The organism is Nocardioides sp. (assembly GCF_047602075.1).
Classification (GTDB): domain Bacteria; phylum Actinomycetota; class Actinomycetes; order Propionibacteriales; family Nocardioidaceae; genus Nocardioides.
In genome coordinates this window covers 259102-280196 of the sequence record NZ_JASGIF010000001.1, presented here as the reverse complement: position 1 = coordinate 280196, position 21095 = coordinate 259102, and the positions used below count along the sequence as shown (strand labels likewise).

Sequence of the window (21095 nt, the reverse complement as noted above, 5' to 3'; positions counted from 1 at the left end):
CAGCGACGCGTGTGGCCCCTGGGGCCAGGACGGCTCCTCGCCCGGGATGGGTGCGTCGATTGGGCCGTAGCTGCACCCGCCCCATCTGCCGCGGTGCTGTGGTGGCCCTGACCCATCTCCCGCGGTCGTGTAGTGGGTTGGGACCCGGTATACGAGGCACTTGCCACCATAGGACCGCGGCAGACGCAACAAGACCGCGGAAGACGCCCGCCGCACCCGCGAGAGCCAGGCAGCACCAGCGACCCGGCCAGCAACCCGGGCCACCCGCCGCTCTCCGGTCGCTGCGCTATCGGCCAGCACCACCTTCGGTCAGCCGCCCGGCAGCGAGCCACGACCACGGCGGAGCCCACCAGCCAGAGCTGCCAGGCCCCTCAGGAGTCGAAGCCGAGGCCCATCCGGTCGAGTGTGCGGAGCCAGAGGTTGCGGCGGCCGGCGCGGTCGTCGGCGCGACCGAGGGACCAGCGGGTCAGGTTGATGCCGATGGCGCGGGCCGGCTCGGGCGGGAAGGGCAGTGGGCGCTCGCGCACCATTTCCAGGCGGGTGCGCTCGGTGTCCTCGCCCTGGAGCAGGTCGAGCATGACGTCGGCGCCGAACCGGGTAGCGCCGACCCCGAGGCCGGTGTAACCGAGCGCGTAGGCGACCCGGCCTGCATAGGCGGTGCCGAAGAATGCCGAGAAGCGCGTGCAGGTGTCGATCACGCCGCCCCAGCGGTGGCTGAAGCGGACGTCTTCGAGTTGGGGGAAGGTCTCGAAGAAGTGTCGGGCGAGCAGTTCGTGGGTGCGGTCGTTCTGCTCCAGCGCCGGCGCGATCTTGCTGCCGTAGTGGTAGACGGCGTCGTACCCACCCCACACGATCCGGTTGTCTCGAGTGAGCCGGTAGTAGTGGAACAGGTTGGCGGAGTCGCCGACTCCCTCGCGGCCGGTCCAACCGACGGCGGCCATCTGCTCGTCGGTGAGCGGCTCGGTAGCAAGCACGTGGTCGTAGACCGGCACGGTGTAGAGCCGGAGCCGTCGTAGCAGCGGAGGGAAGGCGTTCGTGGCGAGAGCGACCCACCGCGCCCGCAGCGTGCCGGTGTCGGTCGAGAGCTCGAGGTGCTTGCCGTCGTCGGAGAGATCGCGGACGAGGGTCTGCTCGTGGATGACGACTCCCCGGTCGAGGCACGCCTGTCGCAACCCCCAGGCCAGCCGGGCCGGCTCGACCAAGGCGGTGCCCTCCCGGTCGACCAGGCCGGCGAGGTACGTCGGCGAGTCGACCAGGCGACGCGTCGCGGCGGCATCCAGCAGTTCGACGTCGTAGCCCGCCTCACGCATCTCGGCGGCGCCCTCGGCCAGCTCCTCGACCTGGTGCGGGCGGGTGGCGACATCCAGAGCGCCGGTGCGCTCGAAGTGGCAGTCGATCCCGTGCTCGGCGACCGTGGCCTCGATCGCGTCGAGGTTCGCCGCGCCGAGTCGGTCCAGCTCGGCCAACTCGTCGGGCCACCGCTCACGGCCGTTGAAGAACCCGTGCGTCAGCGACGCCGCACAGAACCCTCCGTTGCGTCCCGAGGCCTGCCACCCACAGTCCCCCGCCTCGACCAGGTGGACGTCCAACTCGGGGTAGCGCTCCTTGGCTCGCAGCGCGGTCCATAGACCGGTGTAGCCACCGCCGACGACCGCCAGATCCGTGGTGACCTGACCGCGAAACGGCTCGAGCGGGGCAGGACGGGTGGGGTCGTCCAGCCAGAGAACGCTGGGCCGAGCCCCGGCCAGCGCGGCTGCTACATCCATCTCGCTCCGGTCAGTTGGCCGCGAGCGCTCGGGCTTGGCGACGGTTGCGATACTCCCCGCCCAACACGATCGCGATCGAGACGAGCAGCATCACGGTGCCGATCACGTTGACCTGCATCGGCACCGTCTTGCGAGAGACGCCCCAGACATACATCGGGAACGTGGTGGTGTTGCCCGCGTTGAGGTTGGTGATGATGAAGTCGTCGAACGACAGCGAGAACGCCAGCAAGGCGGCGCCCAAGATGCCTGGGAAGACCAGCGGGAAGGTCACCTTCCAGAAGGTCTCCCGGGGCGTGGCATAGAGGTCCATCGCAGCCGCCTCCAGCGTGTCGTTCATGCCGGCCAACCGTGCCCTGACCGTGACGACGACGAAGGACAGACAGAACATGATGTGGGCGATCAGGATCGTCCAGAAGCCCAGCTGTCCGGCGAAACCGGCTGCCACGAAGAGCGCCAGCAAAGAGGAGCCCATCACGATCTCGGGCGAGGCCATCGGCATGAAGATGAGCAGGTTCATCATCGAGCGGCCCGCGAACTCGTGCCGCACCAGCGCGAAGGCGAGCAGCGTGCCCAAGATGGTGGCGACCAGCGTGGCGAGAAGCCCGATCGAGATGCTTCGACCCAACGCCGCGCACATGCTGGGGTCGTTGCACGGGTGCAGCCAGTTGTCCAAGGTGAAGGCCTCGAAGCGGTAGAGCTTGGACTGCTCGCTCTTGGGCTTGTTGAAGCTCATCAGCACGACCACCCCGATCGGGATGAACGTGTAGACCAGCACCGCCAGCCCGAGGATCAAGACGATGCGCTCGCGCAGCCACCTCACAGCAGTTCCTCCGTCCCGGCCCGGCGGACGTAGAGCAACACCATCCCGATGATCAGGATCATCAGCATCACCGACAGCGCGCTCGCCGCCGGGTAGTCGTTGGCCTCGGTAAACAGACTCTGGATCACCGAACCGATCATCCTGGTGCTGGTGCTGCCCAGCAGCTCGGCGTTGATGTAGTCGCCGACCGCGGGGATGAAGGTGAGCAGCGTGCCCGACACCACGCCCGGAAGCGACAGCGGCCAGGTCACCTTGAAGAAGCCGACCACCGGGTTGGCATAGAGGTCGTTGGAGGCCTCGATCAGGCGGTAGTCGATCTTGTCGATGCTGGCGAACAACGGGAGCACCATGAACGGCAAGAAGTTGTACGTCAGTCCGGTCACGACCGCCACCGGGGTCGCGAGCAGGTGCCCGTCCGAGCCGAGGACGTGCAGGAACTGCAAGGTGTTCACGATCCAGCCGTCGTCGGCGAGCAGCAGCTTCCACGACAGCGTCCGGATCAGGAAGCTGGTGAAGAACGGCGCGATCACCAAGACCAGCATCAGGTTCTTCCAGCGACCCGCCTTGAACGCGATGGCGTAGGCGAGCACGTAGCCCATGACCAGACAGAAGAACGTCGCCAGACCGCCGTACACCAACGACCTGATCAGCGGGCTCCAGTCGGCCGGCGCCCAACCGTCCGGCTTGCCGTACTGCACCAGGGCGTCCCAGTAGTTCCCCCAGTGATAGGTCATCTGGTAGCCGTCGATATCGGACCCGGACGGGTCGTAGAGGCTCGCCGCCACCAGGGAGTAGAACGGGATCAGGAAGAAGACGAGCAGCCAGATCACGCCTGGCAGCATCAGCAGATAGCCGGTGCGCCCCTTCCGTCGCGCATTGTCGCTCACAGCTCGTCCTTCTTCTGTGCCCCCGCATCGGCGTCTTGGGCGTGGTCGAGCAAGAACGCATAGTCCGGGCGCCAGGACAGCTCGACCGGCTCGCCGGTGCTGTAGAGCCGCCGGTGACCCGTGTTCTGCTGGAACACCTGGAGCTCTTGGCCCCACGGCATCTTCACGAGGTACGCCGTGCTGACGCCGACGAAACTGACATCGGTCACCACGCCGCCAGGGATGCTGTTGCCGGGAGCGTCGAGCTCCTCGCCGGGGTCTCCGATCAGCACCTTCTCGGGACGGATCCCGATCCAGCCGAGGTCGCCCTCGGTGTGTGCTCGGGCCGCGGGGATCGAGACGTCGATGCCGTGCATGTCCACTCGCACCAGGCCGCCGTCGCGGTTCTTGATGCGGCCCTCGATCAGGTTGGACTGCCCCAGGAAGTTGGCGACGAAGGTGGTCGTCGGGTTCTCGTAGAGGTCCGCCGGGGCGCCCATCTGCTCGATGATGCCGTGGTTCATCACCGCGACCGTGTCTGCCATCGTCATGGCCTCCTCCTGGTCGTGGGTGACGTGGATGAAGGTCAGCCCCACGTCGGTCTGGATCCGCTTCAGCTCGATCTGCATCGACCGACGCAACTTGAGGTCGAGCGCACCGAGGGGCTCGTCGAGCAGCAGCACCTCGGGCTGGTTGATCAGGGCTCGGGCAAGCGCGACCCGCTGCTGCTGGCCGCCGGAGAGCTGGGTGGGCTTCTTGCGGGCCTGACTGCCCAGCTCGACCAGGTCCAGCATCGCGGTCACTTGGCTGTCGACGTCGCCGACCTTGCGGCGGCGCAGCCCGAAGGCGACGTTCTCGAAGATATCGAGGTGTGGGAAGAGCGCGTAGTTCTGGAACACCGTGTTGACCGGTCGCTGATAGGGCTTGGCCCGGGTGATCTCTTTGCCCGCGAGGGTGATCGAGCCCGACGTGGGCTCCTCCAGGCCGGCCACCATCCGGAGCGTGGTGGTCTTGCCACATCCGGACGGGCCGAGGAGGGCGAAGAACGAACCCCTCGGCACATCGAGGTCGAGCGAGTCGACCGCAGTGAAGCGGGCGAACTCCTTGGTCAGCGCACGCATCCGTAGGCCGTCGAAGTCGGCCCCTTCGCTGACGGTCGTGGTGGTCTCCTCAGACGCTTTGGACATCGGCCCAGTCCTTCTCGTATTGCGTGGTCTGCTTGGCATCGAGCGGCATGAATGCGAACGTGTTGGCCAGCGTGTCGTCGTCGGGGAAGATCAGCTGGTTGTCTACGAGGCTCGGGTCGACCTTCTCCATGGCCTCCTTGGCGCCCTTGACCGGGCTGATGTAGTTGTTCCAAGCAGCGAGCTTGGCGGCCACTTCAGGCTCGTAGTAGTAGTTCATCCACTTCTCGGCATTCGCCTGATGCGTGGCCAGGTTGGGCACCAGCATGTTGTCGCTCCACAGTGACAGGCCCTCTTCGGGGACCACCCACTTGATGTCGGGGTTGTCGAACTGGGCCTGGATCACATCGCCAGACCAGGCCTCGCAGGCGAGGATGTTGCCTGTCGCCAGGTCGTTGAGGTAGTCGTTGCCGTTGAAGGCTCTGATCTGCCCGCCCTGCACCGCCTTGCCCAAGGTGTCGATGGCGTTCTCCCAGTCGGTCTGGCTGAAGTCCCCGGGATCTGCATCGACCACCTTGAGCATGAAGGCCATCGTGTCGCGCATCTCGGTGAGCAAGGTGACGCGACCCTTGAGGTCGGACCTGGTGAGCAGTTCGGAGAAGCTCTTGACCTCGTCGGTATGCGCGGCGTTGTAGGCGACACCGGTGAAACCGCTCTGCCAGGGCACGTGGAACTCCAGCTTCGGGTCCCACTGCACGCCCTGCAGCGCGGGGATGAGGTTCTTGTGGACGTTCGGGATCCCGGCGGGGTCCAGTGGCTGGATCCAGCCGAGGCCGATCATCCGCGCCGCCATCCAGTCGGTGAGGACCATGATGTCGCGCTGGACCGACTGGCACGAGCCGAGCTGGTTCTTGACCTTCGCGTAGAACTCAAGGTTGTCGTTGACGTCGTCGTTGTAGGTGACCTCCACGCCGTAGCGGCGCTGGAACTCCTGCAGCGTCGAGTTCGTCTTCTTCATCGGGTCGATGTAGGCCGGCCAGTTGGAGACGATCAGCTTCTTCTCGGTCTCCGAGACATCCTTGGCCCGGCACTTGGCCGGGTCCTGCTCGGCCTTCTGGGTCCCGAAGAACGGGAGTTTGAGCGCCGCAAGGCTGAGCCCGGCGAAAGCGACACCCCCCGCGCCCTTGAGCATCGTTCGCCGGCTGCTCCAGCCAGATGGGCCGTCCACGCACGTCCTCCTCACACCAGATGTGTTCGGCAGCCTGTCACGGGGAGGGCATTCATCACAAGGGATTCCCTTGTTGCAAGGTTGTAAATCAACGGAATCCGCCAGCCCCTCCACGGCGGGGGGACCCTTTGACCATTGTGCTGTCGCCTGCCACTCTTCTCTGGTGAACAGCACCCCTCGATCCGGCCACTCACCGGCTGCCCTCGACGATCTGTCGAAGGCGATCATCGAACAGCTCCAGCAGGACGGTCGCCGGTCCTATGCGGCTATCGGCAAGGTCGTCGGTCTGTCCGAGGCCGCCGTCCGACAACGCGTGCAGCGCCTGATCGACTCAGGTGTCATGCAGGTCGTCGCGGTCACCGATCCGATGGAGCTCGGCTTCGCCCGACAGGCCATGGTGGGCATCCGGGTCCGCGGTCCGATCGAGGAGGTAGCCGACCAGATCGCGGCGCTCGACGAGGTCGACTACGTGGTGGTCACCGCCGGCCCCTTCGACCTCCTGGTGGAGGCGGTCTGCGAGAGCGACGAGCACCTGCTGGAGTTGCTGTCGGAACGTATCCGTACGATTCCCGGCGTGGAGTCCACCCAGTCCTTCATGTATCTGAAATTGAAGAAGCAGACCTACTCGTGGGGTGTGCGCTGAAGCGCCCGTACGCCGAGTTGTCGTGGTGGCACTCGGATCCCGCTCTCGACTGGACGCCTCGGCGCGCACTGCCGGGTGATCTGGACGTCGACATCGCCATCGTGGGGGCGGGCTTCACCGGCCTCTGGACGGCCTACTACCTGGCCGAGGCCGATCCGTCCCTGCGGATCGCGGTGGTCGAGCGCGAGGTCGCCGGTTTCGGTGCCTCGGGCCGCAACGGTGGCTGGTGCTCCGCGCTGTTCCCAGCCTCCGCCGACAAGCTGCTGCGGCTGCCGGGCGCGACCCGCGAGTCGGTTATCGGCCAGCACCGCGCCATGTGCCGGACCGTCGACGAGGTCGGCCGAGTGGTCGTGGCCGAGGGAATCGACGCCGACTACGCCAAAGGCGGAACGGTGGTCCTGGCCCGCACGGCGACCCAACTGCACCGGGCCCAGGCTGAGGTGGCCGCTGCCCGCGCGTGGGGTCACGGCGAGGACGACCTGCGTCTGCTCGACGCCGACCAGGCCAATGGCATCCTGCGAGCCACCCAGACCCTGGGCGGCACCTACACCCCGCACTGCGCCGCCATCCACCCGGCCAAGTTGGTGCGCGGACTCGCCGACGCCGTCGCGCGACGGGGGGCGCAGATCTTCGAGCAGACCCGCGTGCTGGCCGTCGAGCCAGGCATCGTCCGAACCGAGCGGGGCGCAGTCCGAGCGGAGACTGTCATCCGCGCCACCGAGGGCTACACCGCCAGCCTAGCCGGCCAGGAGCGGGCCCTCGTTCCCGTCTACTCGATGATGATCGCGAGCGAGCCGCTCCCCGCCGAGATCTGGGACCAGATCGGCCTGCGACGCCGAGAGACCTTCTCCGACTTCCGCCACCTGATCATCTATGGCCAACGCACGGCCGACGACCGCTTGGCGTTCGGCGGCCGCGGCGCGCCGTACCACTTCGGGTCGACCCTCACCGAGGCGCACGACCGAGACGACCAGGTGTTCGCCTCGATCCACCGCACGCTGCTCGAGCTGTTCCCGGTGTTGCGGGGCACTCGATTCACTCACGCCTGGGGCGGTGCGCTCGGCGTCCCCCGCGACTGGTGCGCCTCGGTCGGGCTGGACCCGACGACGCGCGTGGGATGGGCCGGTGGTTACGTCGGCGACGGTGTCGGCACGACCAACCTCTCGGGCCGCACCCTGCGCGACCTGATCCTCGGCGAGGACACCGAGCTCACCCGACTGCCGTGGGTCAACCACCATTCGCCGCCCTGGGAGCCCGAGCCGTTGCGGTGGCTCGGCATCAACTCCGGTCTCGGCGCCATGACGATGGCCGACCACGAGGAGCACCTCACCCGTCGCGAGAGCCTCACCGCGAAGTTGATGGCGCCGTTCCTGGGCCACTGACTCGGCTGGTCGAGGGCCGGAAAACCAGTTGCCCCAGCTGCTCGCGGACACCCATCATCGTCACGACGGTGTGCCTGACCGGGCTCCGGAGTGAGAGGAGGCGTGCGATGACCACCGCTGCCTGTGGCCTGCCCACATTCCTCTCTACTCCCTGGAGCATCTCTTCTCATGACTTCGCCGTTCTCGGCCCCCGAGTGGGGGCCTGTCCCTGATCGCCCACCGGGCGACAGCCTGTCGGATCTCGATCCGGCCTTCGTCGTCGACTTTCGTGCGTACGACGACCCTGACGACACCAACCAGCGCTGGTCGACCTGGCTTGCCGTCGAGCCACTGTGCCGTGGTCCCGAGCCACGACCGGATTGGCTGGTGACCTCCCAGGGCGCGATCGACACCGAGCTGGGCATCCTCAAGTCCGGCAAGGAAGCCGATGTCTTCCTGCTCGAACGCGCCGATCCGGCTGAGCCCGAGACCGGTGTGGTGATGGCCGCCACGCGTTATCGCTCGGCCGAGCACCGCTCCTTCCACCGGGCCGCGATCTAAACCGAAGGCCGCAGCATGAAGCGATCCCGAGACCAGCGCGCGCTCAGACGGCGCCACGGCTGGCTCAGCAGCGTCCGCGCCCGGCGCTGCTGACGTCGTACTTCGACCAGCTCCGTGACGCCATGGCGACGCTGGTCGAGGCTGGCCTGGTCCACGCTGACCTGTCGGCGTACAACCTGCTAGCCGCGGGCGAGCGCCTAGTCATGATCGACCTGCCCCAAGTGATCGACCTCGCTGGAAATCCCGCCGGCTTCGACCTCCTCCAGCGGGACTGCACCAACGTCTGCGACTGGTTCCGCTCCCGCGGCCTTGCCGTGGACGAGGACGACCTGTTCGCAGATCTGCTAGCGCGGGCGTACTAGCCTCCGTGGCGTGAGACGCACCCGCGGCCGAGGGATCGAGGTCGACACGCTGGCCGACTTCGACCGTCGGCTGGCGACCGGCACGTCACAGATGTCCGCGTGGCAGCTGCACGGCCTCGATCTCACCGAGCGAAGTGACGATCTGCGGCGGGTCTCAGTCGCGGGCGCGCTCTTCCTGGGCTGCCGGTTCGCCGCTGGCGACGAGGAGTGGGTGCAGGACCACGGCGCGGTCGTGTTCCCGACGGTGCCGGGTGCCCCGATCGACACCTATCGCACCACGCTCTACAGCGCCGCGGAGCTGTACGGCGACCGCGGCGCCGATCAACCGATCGCCTATGCAGCCTCGTTCGATGCCCGTGCCTATGCCTGGTCGCGCCAGCCGCTGAGTCGCGACCGGGCACTGGCTCAGGTGCTGCACGACCACACGATCGACCAGGCCCTGGCCACCTGGGTGAGTCAACGCTCCCTCGTCGGCGTGATGGGTGGGCACGGCGTCAAGCGCGGCGAGGCCGCCTACCGCGACGCGGCCAGGCTGGGCCAGGCGCTCGGCCAACATTGGACCGTCGTCACCGGCGGGGGTCCAGGTGCGATGGAGGCGGCCAATCTCGGCGCCTATCTCAGCGGTGAGTCCAGCACCGCGCTCGACGACGCACTCACGACCCTGGCCCGCGTGCCGGCGTACCGTCCCTCGGTGAGTGCCTGGGCGGAGACGGCGTTCGCCCTGCGTGAGCGCTGGCCGACTGGGCGCGACTCGTTGGGCATTCCCACCTGGCACTACGGCCACGAACCGCCGAACGTGTTCGCGACCGCGATCGCGAAGTACTTCCGCAACGCCACCCGCGAGGCGATCCTGCTCGAGATCTGCGACGCGGGCATCGTCTTCCTGCCCGGTGCGGCCGGCACGCTCCAAGAGATCTTCCAGGACGCCTGCGAGAACTACTACGCCGACGAGTCCTCCCTGGCTCCGATGGTTCTCCTCGGCTCCCGCTACTGGACCGAGGAGCTGCCCGCCTGGCCGTTGCTCCGGCAACTGGCCGACAGCACTCCGTTGGCAGGGCGGATCCACCTCGCCGACACCGTCGAGGAGACTGTCGCCGCGTTGCGCCGTCAGCCAACTGGATGACTCGGCGCTGAGGTCGGGCGGATCCCGGCGCCGGAGCGCCGGGAGACGGGCCGGAGGGTCCCGGATGCAAGGATGTCCACCATGGCCTTTGGTCCCTTGCAGCGCAGGCTCACCATGCAGCCCGTGCAATAGTACGAATCTCGACACCGACAGAATCAAACGAATCCCGGCGGACGACCTCATCGCTAGCCACAACTGCTCGGGTCCCGAGCAGCACTCACTCCCCTGCGGCCAGCTGACCGCAGGCGCCGTCGATCTCTCGGCCGCGGGTGTCACGCACGGTGGTCGGAACGCCTTTGGCCTCGAGGCGACGCACGAACTCGCGCTCGTCGGCCGGGTCGGAGGCGGTCCACTTCGAGCCGGGGGTGGGGTTCAGCGGGATCAGGTTCACATGCACCCAACCGCGGGGGCCATGCTCACGCAGGACATCGGCCAGCAGGTCGGCGCGCCAGCCCTGGTCGTTGATGTGGCGCATCATGGCGTATTCAATCGAGACCCGACGTCCGGTCGCTTCGAAGTAGCCCGCCGCAGCCCGCACCGTCTCGGCCACCGACCATCGGGTGTTGATCGGCACCAGCTCGTTGCGCAACTCGTCGTCGGGGGCGTGCAGGGACAAGGCGAGGGTCACCGGGATGCCCTCGTCCGCGAGCTGACGGATTCGCGGCACCAGGCCGACCGTGGAGACGGTGACGCCTCGAGCCGACATGCCGAGCCCCTCGGGCGACGGTTCGGTGAGACGGCGTACGGCGCCGAGCACGGCCCGATAGTTGGCCAGCGGCTCGCCCATGCCCATGAACACCACGTTGGAGACCCGGCCCGGCCCACCGGGAACCTCGCCCCGGGCCAGAGACCGCGCGCCGGCGACGACCTGCTCGACGATCTCAGCGGTGGACATGTTGCGCTGCAGCCCGCCCTGGCCGGTCGCGCAGAACGGGCAGGCCATGCCACAACCGGCCTGGGACGACACGCACATGGTGACCCGGTCCGGGTAGCGCATCAGCACCGACTCGACCCGCGACCCGTCGAACAACCGCCAGAGGGTCTTGCGGGTCGTGCCGCCATCGGCCTCCAGCGTGCGGACCGGCTCCATCAGCGGCGGCAGGAGGGCGTTCACCAGCTCCTCGCGTCCGGCGGCGGGCAGGTCGGTCATCTGCGCCGGATCGTCGACCAGACGACTGAAGTAGTGCTGGGACAGCTGCCGCGCGCGGAAGGTGGGCAGCCCGATCTCGGCCACGGCCTCGCCCCGCTCGGCGAGGCTCAGGTCGGCCAGGTGCCGGGGTGGCTTGCGTCGGCCGCGTGGCTCGTCGAAGACCAGCGGCAGCGTGGTCGGACCCTCAGGCTGCTGGTCTCGGCGGGCTCGATCGACGGTCATGTCGACGTGCGGAGCATCAGCCAGAAGACCAGCGATCCGACCCCGAACACCACCAGCAGCGTGATGACCATGCCGAAGAGCAGGTAGCTCCCGAAGCGCCGCGTCCGCGAGAAGACGATCAGGCAGATCGGCACGGCGAAGGCGAGCAAGATGAACGGGAAGGCCTCTTCGGCCGTGTCGTCGTCGACCGCGACGTGCAGCAGCCCGATGTAGAGCGCCGGCACTACTGCCGCAGCCACCACCCCACTGAAGAAGCCGGCGAGCGCGGTGAAGGTCGGGTGATCTCGGTGCCACCAGTCGAGCTCAGCGCGACCGGCGTCGCCCGCGGACCCGCTGTCGACGACAGCGTCGTCAGCAGCCTCCGGCGCCGTAGTCGTGCGCTCGCTCTCACTCACGGCACCATGGTAGGTGGTCCGGGGCTGCCCGCTGGGATCGTCAGAACACGAGCGTGTGCAACAGCAGCCAGATGGGTGCGGCGGTGGCGAGCAGGGAGTCGAGCCGGTCCATCAGCCCTCCGTGGCCGGGGATGATCTGGCTCATGTCCTTGATGCCCAGGTCCCGCTTCATCACCGACTCGCACAGGTCGCCGAGGGTGGCCATCACCACCGCGATCAGCCCGAGCGCGACGCCCACCCAGGGCGGGCCGTCGAGCAGGTAGGTGACCAGCAGCCAGCCGACCAGGACGCAGAAGATGGCCGAGCCGGCGAAGCCCTCCCAGGACTTCTTGGGCGAGATGACCGGCGCCATCGGGTGCTTGCCGAACAGCACGCCCGCGGCGTACCCCCCGATATCGGAGGCGACGGTGACCAAGATGAAGGTCACGATCCCCTTCACCCCATCGTCGAGGTCGACGCCCACCCCCGGCGTGCCGCCACCCTCCGCCAACAGCATGGCGACGAAGGAGCCGAGGAAGGGCACGTAGATCAAGGTGAACACCGAGGCGGTGGCGTTCTTGACGTAGCCGTCGACCCCGCGTCGCAGCAACCAGAGCATGATCGCCAGGGCTGCCACGCCCGTGGCCGTCACCAGCGCCGCGGCACCGAAGAAGTAGGCGACGATCACCATCACGACGCCGCCGAGCATCAGTGGTTGCTCGGGGATGTCGATGTCCCTGGACAGCATGGCGCGGTGCAGCTCCCAGACCGCCACCACCACCGCGACGGCGACGATAAGCATGAAGGCGGTCTTCCACAGCAGCAGCGATGCCGCGATGGCACCCAGCAGCACGACCGCGGAGCCGATGGCTGCGGGGAGGTTGCGCCCGGCGCGGCCGTGATCCTTCGCCGGCGGGGTCGAGGTGCTCGTCATGGCGCCAGCCCGCTCAGACTTCGAGCAGCTCGGCTTCCTTGTGCTTGAGCAGGTCGTCGATCTTCTCGGTGTGCTGCTTGGTCAGCGAATCCAGCCGCTTCTCGGCGGCGGTCACCTCGTCCTGGCCCGCTTCGCCGTCCTTGTCGAGCTTCTCGAGGTGCTGTTTGGCGTGCCGTCGGATATTGCGAACCGAGACACGGCCTTCCTCGGCCTTGTGCCGGACGACCTTGATGTACTCCTTGCGGCGCTCCTCGGTGAGCTCGGGGAAGACACAGCGCAACAGCTTGCCGTCGTTGGCCGGGTTGACACCGAGGTCGGAGTCGCGGATCGCCTTCTCGATCTCCTGCATCGCATTGAGGTCGTAGGGCGACACCAAGATGATGCGCGCCTCCGGCGAGTTGAACGACGCCAACTGCTGGAGCGGGGTCGGGCTGCCGTAGTAGTCCACGTTGATCTTGTTGAACATGCTTGCGCTGACCCGGCCCGCACGGATGGCCGCGAACTCCTCGCGGGTCGACTCGACCGACTTGTCCATCTTGGTGTCGGCCTCGTTGAGGATCTCGTCGATCACAGCTGCTCCTTGTGGTTGTCGGCCGCGGGGCGGTCGGCCCGAACGGTGAGCGGCGAGTCAGGACCCGGCGCTCACCAACGTGCCAATCTTCTCACCTTGGACGATCCGGGTCAGCGCGCCCTCGTCGTCTGCGCCGAAGACCACCAGGGGCAGGTCGTTCTCCATGCACAGCGCGAAGGCGGTGGCGTCGGCGATGCGCAGACCCTGCTGGAGGGCGTCTTGGTAGGTGAGGGTTTCGTACTTGGTCGCCGTCGGATCCTTCTTCGGATCGGCGCTGTAGACACCGTCAACCCCCTGCTTGGCCATCAAGACCACCTGACACTTGGTCTCCAGCGCACGCTGGACGGCCACGGTGTCGGTGGAGAAGAAGGGCATGCCGGCGCCGGCCCCGAAGATGACCACGCGGCCCTTCTCGAGGTGGCGCATCGCCCGGCGAGGGATGTAGGGCTCGGCCACCTGCCCCATCGTGATCGCGGTCTGCACGCGAGTCTCGACGCCGTCCTTCTCCAAGAAGTCCTGGAGCGCGAGACAGTTCATCACGGTGCCGAGCATGCCCATGTAGTCGGCTCGCGACCGATCCATCCCGCGTTGCTGCATCTCCGCGCCGCGGAAGAAGTTGCCGCCGCCGACGACCACTGCCACCTGGACGCCGGCGCGGACCACGCTGGTGACCTCGTCGGCGATGCGCGCAACCACGTCCGGATCGACGCCGACCTGACCACCGCCGAACACCTCACCGGACAACTTGATGAGCACTCGGTGGTATCCGGTCACGGGCTCTCCTCGTGGTCGTGATGCGGGTCGGGTTCCTGGGTCACCCTACTGGCCCGTACGACGTCAGACCCCGATCTCGAAGCGGGCGAACCGCTTGACGCTGGTGCCTGCGTCGTCCAGCACGGACTTGACCGACTTCTTGGCCTCGGTGATGGACTCCTGCTCCAGCAGCACGACCTGCTTGAAGAAGCCGCCCAGCCGGCCCTCGACGATCTTGGGGATCGCCTGCTCGGGCTTGCCCTCCTGCCGAGTGGTCTCCTCGGCGATGGTCCGCTCGTGCTCCACGATCTCCGCTGGAACCTCGTCACGGGTGAGGTACTCCGCCTTCATGGCGGCGATCTGCATCGCCGCGCCCCGAGCCGCGTCGGCCGCGCCGTCGTACTCCACGAGGACGCCGACCGCCGGAGGCAGGTCGGCCGCACGCTTGTGCATGTAGCTCACGACCGGACCGTCGAAGTAGGCGACCCGACCGAGCTCGATCTTCTCGCCGATGGTGATGGCGAGATCCTCGACCACCTCGGCGACGGTCTTGTCACCGAGCGTCAGCGCCGCTACCGCGGCCTGGTCGCCGGCTCCGGCGGCGGCGGCTGCCTCGGCGATCTGCTGGGCGACGACCACGAAGTCGTCGCCCTTGGCGACGAAGTCGGTCTCGCAGTTCAACTCGACCAGGGCACCGCCCGCGGTTGCCACCAGGCCAGCCTTGGCCTCTCGCTCGCCGGCCCGCTTGGCCATCTTGGCCTGGCCCTTGGTCCGCAGGATGTCGGCGGCCTTCTCGAAGTCGCCGTCGGCCTCCTCGAGCGCCTTCTTGCAGTCCATCATGCCGGAGCCGGTGAGGTCGCGGAGCTTCTTGACGTCGGCCGCGGTGAAGTTAGCCATGGTGCTTCTCTCTTGTTCGTGATGAGTGGGTGGCCGCGTGGGCCGGAGCGCTCAGGCCTGCTCGGCGGCCTCGGTGGCAGCCTCGTCGGTGGCAGCCTCCTCGACGGCCTCGACCGTGCTGTCCCCGACGGTCTCGCCGATGGACTCCTCGACGGGCTCTTCGGCGGACTCGGTCACCACCGCGTCGGCGGCCGCCTCCTCGGCGACGACCGCCTCTTCGACAGCCTCAGTCTCAACGGCTTCAGCGTCAACCTCGGCGACGGCAGCCTCGACGACTGCGGCTTCCTCGACCGCCTCGGCCGCAGCCTCCTCGACGACCGGCGTCTCGGCAGCGGCCGCAGTGGCGCCAGACTGCTCGAGCAGCTCACGCTCCCACTCGGCCAGCGGCTCCTCCGCCGTGGCGTCGTCGGACTTGGCGCCGGAGCGGGCGATCAACCCGTCGGCGACCGCGTCGGCCACGACCCGAGTCAGCAGGCCAACCGCGCGGATCGCGTCGTCGTTGCCCGGAATCGGGTAGTCCACCTCGTCGGGGTCGCAGTTGCTGTCCAAGATGCCGATGATCGGGATCCGCAGCTTGCGCGCCTCCTCGACGGCGAGGTGCTCCTTGTTGGTGTCGACCACCCAGACCGCGGACGGGGTGCGAGTCATCTCGCGGATGCCGCCCAGGGTCTTGTCGAGCTTGTCCCGCTCGCGCTTGAGCTGTAGCAGCTCCTTCTTGGTCCGACCCGAGCCGGCGGTGTCGGTGAAGTCGATCTCGTCGAGCTCCTTGAGCCGGTTGATCCGCTGGTGCACGGTCTGGAAGTTGGTGAGCATGCCACCCAGCCAGCGCTGGTTGACATAGGGCATCCCCACGCGCGTCGCCTGCTCGGCGATCGCCTCCTGGGCCTGCTTCTTGGTCCCGACGAACATGACCGTGCCGCCCTTGGCGACGGTCTCCTTCACGAACGCGTAAGAGCGGTCGATGTAGGCCAGCGACTGCTGCAGGTCGATGATGTAGATGCCGTTGCGCTCGGTCATGATGAAGCGCTTCATCTTCGGGTTCCAGCGCCGGGTCTGGTGTCCGAAGTGCACGCCGCTCTCGAGCAGCTGACGCATGGTGACGACTGCCATGGTGATGTTCTCCTTGGTGCGGAGGATCGCGACGCTTCGGGCGGACCCGAGCGCACGACGACGCCCTCCTGCTGTTCTCAGTTGCCGCTCCCGACGGGTGTCGGTCGCCCTGACGCTCACGCGCGGCCCGACCCGGACCGAAGTCCGGCACTGAGAGCCGTCGCCCACGGGTGACCGGCCCGGGCCGCTCAGCAGGGAGCCGGCCGTGGACCGTCGCGGTCTGTGTGCGTGCGAAGTCGGCTCCCCCGAACAGGCGGGAACCGCTGCAGTCATGGTAGTCGACGCCCGTGCGGGACGGCCAATCCGCCGGGCACGCCGATCTGCACCGCCAGACGTCCACAGGCTCCAGGCTCCGGCTGTCCTCCACAGGCGGGAGTACGCCGGCCCGCGCAGGCCGAGCCAATCGGGGGAGGTTGACGACATGATCGCTTTGAGAGCTGTGGCCGCGCTGGTCCTGGCGCTGACCCCCTGTGCGGTGAGCAGCGCTGCCTCCTCGGCCGAAATCACCCAGCACACCTACCCAGTGGGTGAGTGGCCACTGCGACCAACGCCCACGGTGGTGCGTCGTTTCGACCCACCGAGCTCGCCCTGGGGCGCCGGGCATCGCGGTGTCGATCTGCTCAGCTCGGTGGGACAGCACGTTCGCACCGCATTGCCGGGGCGAGTCAGGTTCGCCGGGATGCTTGCTGGGCGGGGTGTGCTCGTCGTCGACCATGGCGCCACCCGCACCACCTATGAGCCGCTGACCGCCCTGGTCACGGTGGGCGACCGGGTCACGGCCGGTGAGCCGATCGGGCTCCTCCAGCTCGGCGGGTCCCACTGCTGGCCCCGCGCGTGCTTGCACTGGGGCTGGATCCGCAACACCGACGACGTCTATCTCGACCCGCTGCTCCTGGTGGGCCAGGGCCCGGTCCGCCTGCTGCCGTGGTTGGGCAGGTCCCCTAGCAGCGATGTTTCGGCGATGCTCATGCCCTGGGATGAGCTTGCTGGTAGGCCCGCCGCAGTCGGTCCGTAGTCACGTGGGTGTAGAGCTGCGTGGTCGCGAGCGAGGCATGTCCGAGCAGCTCTTGCACCGACCGAAGGTCCGCCCCACCTTCGAGGAGGTGGGTGGCTGCCGTGTGCCGCAGCCCGTGCGGACCGATGTCGGGCGCTCCTGGCACGTCGGCCACCCGCCGATGGACCATTGATCGCACTGCCCGCTGGTCGATCCGCTTCCCTCTCAGGCCGAGGAAGAGGGCAGCCCCGGATCCGACCACCGCAAGCGCCGGTCGCCCCGACTCCAACCATGCGGAGAGAGCATCTGCCGCCGGCGCGCCGTAGGGCACCGCGCGCTCCTTGCGGCCCTTGCCGAACACCCGCACCACGCGTCGGGCAGGGTCGAGGTCGTCGACATCGAGACCTGTCAGCTCCCCCACCCTCATCCCCGTGGCATAGAGCAGCTCCAGGATCGCCACGTCGCGCAGCCCTTGCGGGCTGCCGTCATCGGCCAGCGCTGCAGCACTCTCGACGAGTGCCCTGGCCTCGTCGGCGCGGAGCACCTCGGGGAGCACGGTGTGCGCCTTCGGTGAACCGAGTTGCGCGCCTGCATCGGTCGTCGATCGACCTGTCCTGACCAGCCACGCGGTGAAGACTCGAGCAGCGGTGGCGCGCCGGGCCAGGGTCGTGCGGGACAGGCCGAGCGTCTGCTGCTTGGCCAGCCAGCTGCGCAGGGACCGCAGTTCGAGCTCGTCTGGCCTGACTGCGCCCAGCCGCGCAGCGTGGTCCAGCAGACCGGCGATGTCGGCGACATAGGCCCGCACCGTCAGCGTGGCGAGGTCGCGCTCGGCGCTCAGATGACGCTCGTAGGCGGCCAGCGCCTCGGCCATCGGCTCGGGAAGCGCGGCGGCCTCGATGTCCAGCTCGAGATCCTGCTCGGAGTCTTGCGCAGCCACCGTCTCAGGCTAGCCCCGTGGGCGTAGGTCACTGGGAGGCGAGCGGGGTGAGCCGCCATCCCGTCTCGGTCTGCTCCACGAGCTCGGCCTCGAGGAGCCAGGTGAGGGTCTTGTGCACCTCCACCAGGCCGATGCCGGCGGTGCGGGCGATGGAGTCGACCGGCGCGGCGTGGAGCAGCGGGACCGCATCGAGCACCTGCTGTTGACGAGAGCTCAGCCGGTCCCGCGACCGGACCGGCCCCCGCCGCGGCTGAGTGAGATGCTCGCCCGACGCCCCGAGCATCTCGAGCACATCGGCGGCGTCGGTCACCAGTGCGGCGGCACCGCTGCGAATCAGCTCGAGCGTGCCCTGAGACTGGGCGGTGTTCACCGAACCCGGAACCGCCATCAACACCCGATGGAGTCGCGAGGCCCAGTTGGCCGTGTTGAGGGCGCCGCTGCGGGCGGCGGCCTGGACGACCACGGTGCCGGTGGTCAGGGCCGCGATCAGCCTGTTGCGGGACAAGAAGCGCAACCGCGACGGCGAGCAACCGGGCGCCACCTCCGAGATCACCGCGCCGACTTCGGCGACGTGTGCGAGGAGCGCCTGATGAGACGCCGGATAGGCACGGTCGACCCCGCAGGCCAGCACGGCCACCGTTCTGCCTTCGTCGGATCCGGCCAGGGCGCCTCGATGGGCGGCTTGGTCGATCCCGTAGGCCGCGCCGGACACGACCCACCAGCCCTCGCGAGCCAGCCCGGCCCCGATCGTCCCGGAGACTCCATCGCCATAGCTGGTGGACGAACGCGAGCCGACCACGGCCACCGCCGACGTCAGTTGGTCCAGTCGCATCGGCCCACGCACCCACAGGCCGAGTGGGACTCCCCCTCGTTGCTGCAACGGCGCCGCACCGGCGAGGTCGTCGAGCCGAGTCGGCCATTCGTCGTCGCCGGGGATGACATAGCGGATCCCGGCCTGGTGAGCCCGCTCGAGGTCTGTGGCCGGATCGAGATCGGCCAGGCGAGCCGCGATGTCGGTCTGCAGGCCGCGCAGGTCGCGCTCGGCCAGCAGATGGTCACGCACCCGGATGGCACCGAGCTCGACGACGAGCGACGTCAGACGGGGATCGCCGGGCTCCGCAAGGCGGCACAGCGCGATCCGAGCCAGTCGCTCCCGATCCGACACGCTCACCCGACTCTCCGCAAGAGCGACATCTCGAGCGGCTCACCGGCACGCAGCTGGAGCGCCACCTCGACCTCCACTCTGCCCGGCCGAGGCCTCTGGAACAGGTCGGCAACCGACCAGGCCAACCGATGCACCCGAGCCGCGCCGCGGCGACTGAGCCGACCGGCATACAGCTGGTCGTCCAGCAGCCGTTGCCCACCATCGGTCAGCGGCCAGCCAGCCAGGAGCGCGGGGCCGGGCACCTGCCCGTTGAGCCGCCATGGTTGGTCGGCATAGCGCTCGGCCTGGCGGACCCGAGACTCCTCGACCCGTGCCCGCACCGAGGCGGTCGGCTCGGGGTGGGCGAACCGGTCGCGCACCTCGTGGGCCTGCACGGGGAGCAGATGCCGGGTGATGTCGATCCGGTCGATGATCGGCCCCGTCAGTCGGCGGCGATACTCCCTGCGTTTGACCTCGCTGCAGACACAGCGGCTCTGTCGCGCCGCCGGGTGATAGTCCCCGCACGGGCAGGGGTTGGCGGCGAACACCATCATCGCCCGCGCTGGGAAGGTCACCGACTCCTGTCCCCGCGCGATCGTCACCTCACCGCTCTCCAACGGCTGGCGCAGCGCCTCGATCACATCGGTGCGGAAGAGGGGCAGCTCGTCGAGAAAGACGACCCCACCATGGGCCCGGCTGAGCTCCCCGGGTCTGACCACTCCGGTCCCTCCTCCGATCAGGCTGGCCTTGCTCGCATCGTGGTGCGGCGCGGAGAACGGCGGCCGACGGAGCAGTTCGTCACCGGGCTCGAGCGCGCCGGCCAGCGAGTGGATCGCGGTGAGCTCCAAGGACTCCTCGGGGGACAGGTCCGGCAACAGCCCGGGGACCCGCTCGGCGAGGGTGGTCTTCCCCGAGCCCTTGGGGCCGGACAGCATGACGTGGTGGCCGCCGACTGCCGCCACCTCGACCGCGAACCGGGCATCGGCCATGCCGTGGACGTCGGCGAGATCGAGGTCGTCGTAGCGATCCTGACCGCGCCAGGACAACAGACGGGATCCGGACATCGGCGCGACGGGTGGGGCTCCTGGCACCTGGTCGCCGCGAAGCTCGGCGGCCACCTGGGCCAGGGAGCGCAGTCCGAGCACCTCCATCCCGGGGACCATCGCGGCCTCTCTGGCCTGGGGCTCGGGCACCACCACCCGCTGGATGCCCTGCCGTGCGGCCGCCAGCGTCATCGGCAGCACGCCGGGCACCGCCCGCAGGCCACCGGAGAGGGTCAGCTCGCCGATGAACACCGTGCTGGGGAGGGCTACGCGCGGAACCTCCTCGGCAGCGGCCAGCACCGCAACGGCGATCGCGATATCGAAGTGGGTGCCCCGCTTCGGAAGGTCGGCGGGGCTGAGCAGCACCGTCACCCGCCTAGTCGCCGGCCAGGCCAACTCACTGTTGACCACTGCCATCCGGCAACGATCCCTCGCCTCGCTGAGAGCCGAGTCCAGGCGGCCCACCAGCGTGGTGCCGACCACGCCCGACGAGATGTCGGCCTCGACCTCGATCAGGTGGCCGAACGCGCCCTGCAGCGAGACGGCGTACGCCGTGGCGAAGGGCATCAGCCGATCCCCCTCACATGCTCGATAGTGGGGGCGCCCTTGCGGGCGAGCAGCACCGCCACCAGGTCGATGCGCACCTCCGGTGCCCTGATGCCACGCTCCTCCTGCCACCGAGCGGCCAGCTGCCGAAGCCGGGCGAGCTTCACCTCGTCGACCGCCTCGTGGGGCATCCCACTGAGCGTGCTGGTGCGGGTCTTCACCTCGACGGCGACCAGCACCCGCCCCTCCCGCATCACCAAGTCGAGCTCACCGAGGCCGCAGCGCCAGTTGCGGTCGAGCAGATGCAGGCCGTCGGCAACGAGGCGGCGCACCGCGACGCGCTCGCCGTACCTCCCCAGCGCCTGGTTGTGGACACCGATCGACGACTGTCCCATCCCCACCTCCCGGGTCGATGTGCCGGTCCGACCGTGCTGCCGCACCAGCGTCGCGCCGGAGGCAGACGTCTAGACAGCCCCGCCTGATCGAGTTGTGGAGAGCGTGCTCTGACCCGTCCCTGTGCATGTTTTGCGGTGCATCTGGGCATTCGGCAGCGGGCCTGAGGACTC

Annotated in this window: 22 protein-coding genes; 6 read left to right on the top strand and 16 right to left on the bottom strand. The window is 68.4% G+C overall.

What is annotated here, in order from left to right:
* Positions 1-371: 371 nt before the first annotated feature.
* Genes QM714_RS01545 through QM714_RS01525 form a run of 5 tightly spaced genes read right to left on the bottom strand, consistent with a single transcriptional unit; the run spans position 372 to position 5804 of the window.
* A complete protein-coding gene (locus QM714_RS01545) occupies positions 372-1766 on the bottom strand; it encodes an NAD(P)/FAD-dependent oxidoreductase (protein ID WP_415096935.1) in 1395 nt (464 codons plus the stop codon).
* 10 nt (positions 1767-1776) lie between these two features.
* Positions 1777-2586, bottom strand: coding sequence for an ABC transporter permease (locus QM714_RS01540; protein ID WP_415096933.1), 810 nt, complete (start codon positions 2584-2586; stop codon positions 1777-1779).
* Positions 2583-3473 (bottom strand): ABC transporter permease, encoded by an 891-nt coding sequence (locus QM714_RS01535; protein ID WP_415096931.1) that lies wholly within the window; start codon positions 3471-3473, stop codon positions 2583-2585. The genes QM714_RS01540 and QM714_RS01535 overlap by 4 nt, the downstream gene beginning before the upstream one ends.
* Complete coding sequence (locus QM714_RS01530) at positions 3470-4639, bottom strand: ABC transporter ATP-binding protein (protein ID WP_415096929.1); 1170 nt, start codon at positions 4637-4639, stop codon at positions 3470-3472. The genes QM714_RS01535 and QM714_RS01530 overlap by 4 nt, the downstream gene beginning before the upstream one ends.
* A complete protein-coding gene (locus QM714_RS01525) occupies positions 4623-5804 on the bottom strand; it encodes a spermidine/putrescine ABC transporter substrate-binding protein (RefSeq protein WP_415096927.1) in 1182 nt (393 codons plus the stop codon). Before QM714_RS01525 ends, QM714_RS01530 begins: the two co-directional genes overlap by 17 nt.
* A gap of 163 nt (positions 5805-5967) precedes the next feature.
* On the opposite strand from QM714_RS01525, the gene QM714_RS01520 reads away from it, so the two are divergent.
* From QM714_RS01520 to QM714_RS01500, 5 genes are all read left to right on the top strand, one after another.
* Positions 5968-6447 (top strand): Lrp/AsnC family transcriptional regulator, encoded by a 480-nt coding sequence (locus QM714_RS01520; RefSeq protein WP_415096925.1) that lies wholly within the window; start codon positions 5968-5970, stop codon positions 6445-6447.
* Positions 6432-7829, top strand: a complete 1398-nt coding sequence (locus tag QM714_RS01515; protein ID WP_415096923.1) for an NAD(P)/FAD-dependent oxidoreductase — start codon at positions 6432-6434, stop codon at positions 7827-7829. The genes QM714_RS01520 and QM714_RS01515 overlap by 16 nt, the downstream gene beginning before the upstream one ends.
* Before the next feature lie 168 nt (positions 7830-7997).
* The gene (locus QM714_RS01510) at positions 7998-8369 is read left to right on the top strand and encodes a hypothetical protein (protein ID WP_415096921.1); all 372 of its coding nucleotides are present in this window, start codon (positions 7998-8000) and stop codon (positions 8367-8369) included.
* Positions 8370-8392: 23 nt separating this feature from the next.
* Positions 8393-8731, top strand: coding sequence for an RIO1 family regulatory kinase/ATPase (locus QM714_RS01505; protein ID WP_415100935.1), 339 nt, complete (start codon positions 8393-8395; stop codon positions 8729-8731).
* A 10-nt stretch (positions 8732-8741) separates the two neighbouring features.
* Positions 8742-9854 carry an LOG family protein gene (locus QM714_RS01500; RefSeq protein ID WP_415096919.1) on the top strand — a complete coding sequence of 371 codons (1113 nt, stop codon included), beginning with the start codon at positions 8742-8744 and terminating at the stop codon, positions 9852-9854.
* A 217-nt stretch (positions 9855-10071) separates the two neighbouring features.
* Here the strand turns inward: QM714_RS01500 and rlmN are convergent, their stop codons facing one another.
* The 7 genes from rlmN to rpsB form a co-directional block, all read right to left on the bottom strand.
* Positions 10072-11226 carry a 23S rRNA (adenine(2503)-C(2))-methyltransferase RlmN gene (gene rlmN / locus QM714_RS01495; protein ID WP_415096917.1) on the bottom strand — a complete coding sequence of 385 codons (1155 nt, stop codon included), beginning with the start codon at positions 11224-11226 and terminating at the stop codon, positions 10072-10074.
* Positions 11223-11621, bottom strand: coding sequence for a hypothetical protein (locus tag QM714_RS01490; RefSeq protein ID WP_415096915.1), 399 nt, complete (start codon positions 11619-11621; stop codon positions 11223-11225). Before QM714_RS01490 ends, rlmN begins: the two co-directional genes overlap by 4 nt.
* Positions 11622-11661: 40 nt before the next feature.
* Positions 11662-12534, bottom strand: coding sequence for a phosphatidate cytidylyltransferase (locus QM714_RS01485; RefSeq protein WP_415096913.1), 873 nt, complete (start codon positions 12532-12534; stop codon positions 11662-11664).
* Between the two features lie 13 nt (positions 12535-12547).
* On the bottom strand, positions 12548-13102 hold the full coding sequence (gene frr, locus QM714_RS01480; protein ID WP_415100933.1) for a ribosome recycling factor: 555 nt from the start codon (positions 13100-13102) through the stop codon (positions 12548-12550).
* 60 nt (positions 13103-13162) lie between these two features.
* Positions 13163-13879: a UMP kinase gene (gene pyrH / locus QM714_RS01475; protein WP_415096911.1), complete on the bottom strand. Its 717-nt coding sequence runs from the start codon at positions 13877-13879 to the stop codon at positions 13163-13165.
* Positions 13880-13942: 63 nt separating this feature from the next.
* Positions 13943-14755 (bottom strand): translation elongation factor Ts, encoded by an 813-nt coding sequence (gene tsf / locus QM714_RS01470; protein WP_415096909.1) that lies wholly within the window; start codon positions 14753-14755, stop codon positions 13943-13945.
* A 51-nt stretch (positions 14756-14806) separates the two neighbouring features.
* Positions 14807-15865: a 30S ribosomal protein S2 gene (gene rpsB / locus QM714_RS01465; RefSeq protein ID WP_415096907.1), complete on the bottom strand. Its 1059-nt coding sequence runs from the start codon at positions 15863-15865 to the stop codon at positions 14807-14809.
* A gap of 421 nt (positions 15866-16286) precedes the next feature.
* Between rpsB and QM714_RS01460 the strand changes: the two genes are divergently transcribed.
* Positions 16287-16880 (top strand): murein hydrolase activator EnvC family protein, encoded by a 594-nt coding sequence (locus QM714_RS01460; protein WP_415096906.1) that lies wholly within the window; start codon positions 16287-16289, stop codon positions 16878-16880.
* Here the strand turns inward: QM714_RS01460 and QM714_RS01455 are convergent.
* The 4 genes from QM714_RS01455 to QM714_RS01440 all read right to left on the bottom strand — a co-directional run bounded on the left by QM714_RS01455 (position 16831) and on the right by QM714_RS01440 (position 20924).
* The gene (locus QM714_RS01455) at positions 16831-17730 is read right to left on the bottom strand and encodes a tyrosine recombinase XerC (protein WP_415100931.1); all 900 of its coding nucleotides are present in this window, start codon (positions 17728-17730) and stop codon (positions 16831-16833) included. The two genes, QM714_RS01460 and QM714_RS01455, sit on opposite strands and share 50 nt — an antisense overlap.
* A gap of 94 nt (positions 17731-17824) precedes the next feature.
* A complete protein-coding gene (gene dprA, locus QM714_RS01450) occupies positions 17825-18967 on the bottom strand; it encodes a DNA-processing protein DprA (protein ID WP_415096905.1) in 1143 nt (380 codons plus the stop codon).
* Positions 18964-20550, bottom strand: a complete 1587-nt coding sequence (locus tag QM714_RS01445) for a YifB family Mg chelatase-like AAA ATPase (protein ID WP_415096904.1) — start codon at positions 20548-20550, stop codon at positions 18964-18966. Before QM714_RS01445 ends, dprA begins: the two co-directional genes overlap by 4 nt.
* Positions 20550-20924, bottom strand: coding sequence for a YraN family protein (locus QM714_RS01440; RefSeq protein ID WP_415096903.1), 375 nt, complete (start codon positions 20922-20924; stop codon positions 20550-20552). The genes QM714_RS01445 and QM714_RS01440 overlap by 1 nt, the downstream gene beginning before the upstream one ends.
* Between the last annotated feature and the right edge of the window lie 171 nt (positions 20925-21095).

What these genes read in the sequence shown, in the direction of transcription:
- QM714_RS01485 (WP_415096913.1), bottom strand. Translation starts at nt 12,534, where the DNA reads ATGACGAGCACCTCGACCCCGCCGGCGAAGGATCACGGCCGCGCCGGG.
- QM714_RS01530 (WP_415096929.1), bottom strand. Translation starts at nt 4,639, where the DNA reads ATGTCCAAAGCGTCTGAGGAGACCACCACGACCGTCAGCGAAGGGGCC.
- QM714_RS01455 (WP_415100931.1), bottom strand. Translation starts at nt 17,730, where the DNA reads ATGGCCGAGGCGCTGGCCGCCTACGAGCGTCATCTGAGCGCCGAGCGC.
- QM714_RS01510 (WP_415096921.1), top strand. Translation starts at nt 7,998, where the DNA reads ATGACTTCGCCGTTCTCGGCCCCCGAGTGGGGGCCTGTCCCTGATCGC.
- tsf (WP_415096909.1), bottom strand. Translation starts at nt 14,755, where the DNA reads ATGGCTAACTTCACCGCGGCCGACGTCAAGAAGCTCCGCGACCTCACC.
- QM714_RS01440 (WP_415096903.1), bottom strand. Translation starts at nt 20,924, where the DNA reads ATGGGACAGTCGTCGATCGGTGTCCACAACCAGGCGCTGGGGAGGTAC.
- rlmN (WP_415096917.1), bottom strand. Translation starts at nt 11,226, where the DNA reads ATGACCGTCGATCGAGCCCGCCGAGACCAGCAGCCTGAGGGTCCGACC.
- rpsB (WP_415096907.1), bottom strand. Translation starts at nt 15,865, where the DNA reads ATGGCAGTCGTCACCATGCGTCAGCTGCTCGAGAGCGGCGTGCACTTC.
- QM714_RS01445 (WP_415096904.1), bottom strand. Translation starts at nt 20,550, where the DNA reads ATGCCCTTCGCCACGGCGTACGCCGTCTCGCTGCAGGGCGCGTTCGGC.
- QM714_RS01460 (WP_415096906.1), top strand. Translation starts at nt 16,287, where the DNA reads ATGATCGCTTTGAGAGCTGTGGCCGCGCTGGTCCTGGCGCTGACCCCC.
- QM714_RS01545 (WP_415096935.1), bottom strand. Translation starts at nt 1,766, where the DNA reads ATGGATGTAGCAGCCGCGCTGGCCGGGGCTCGGCCCAGCGTTCTCTGG.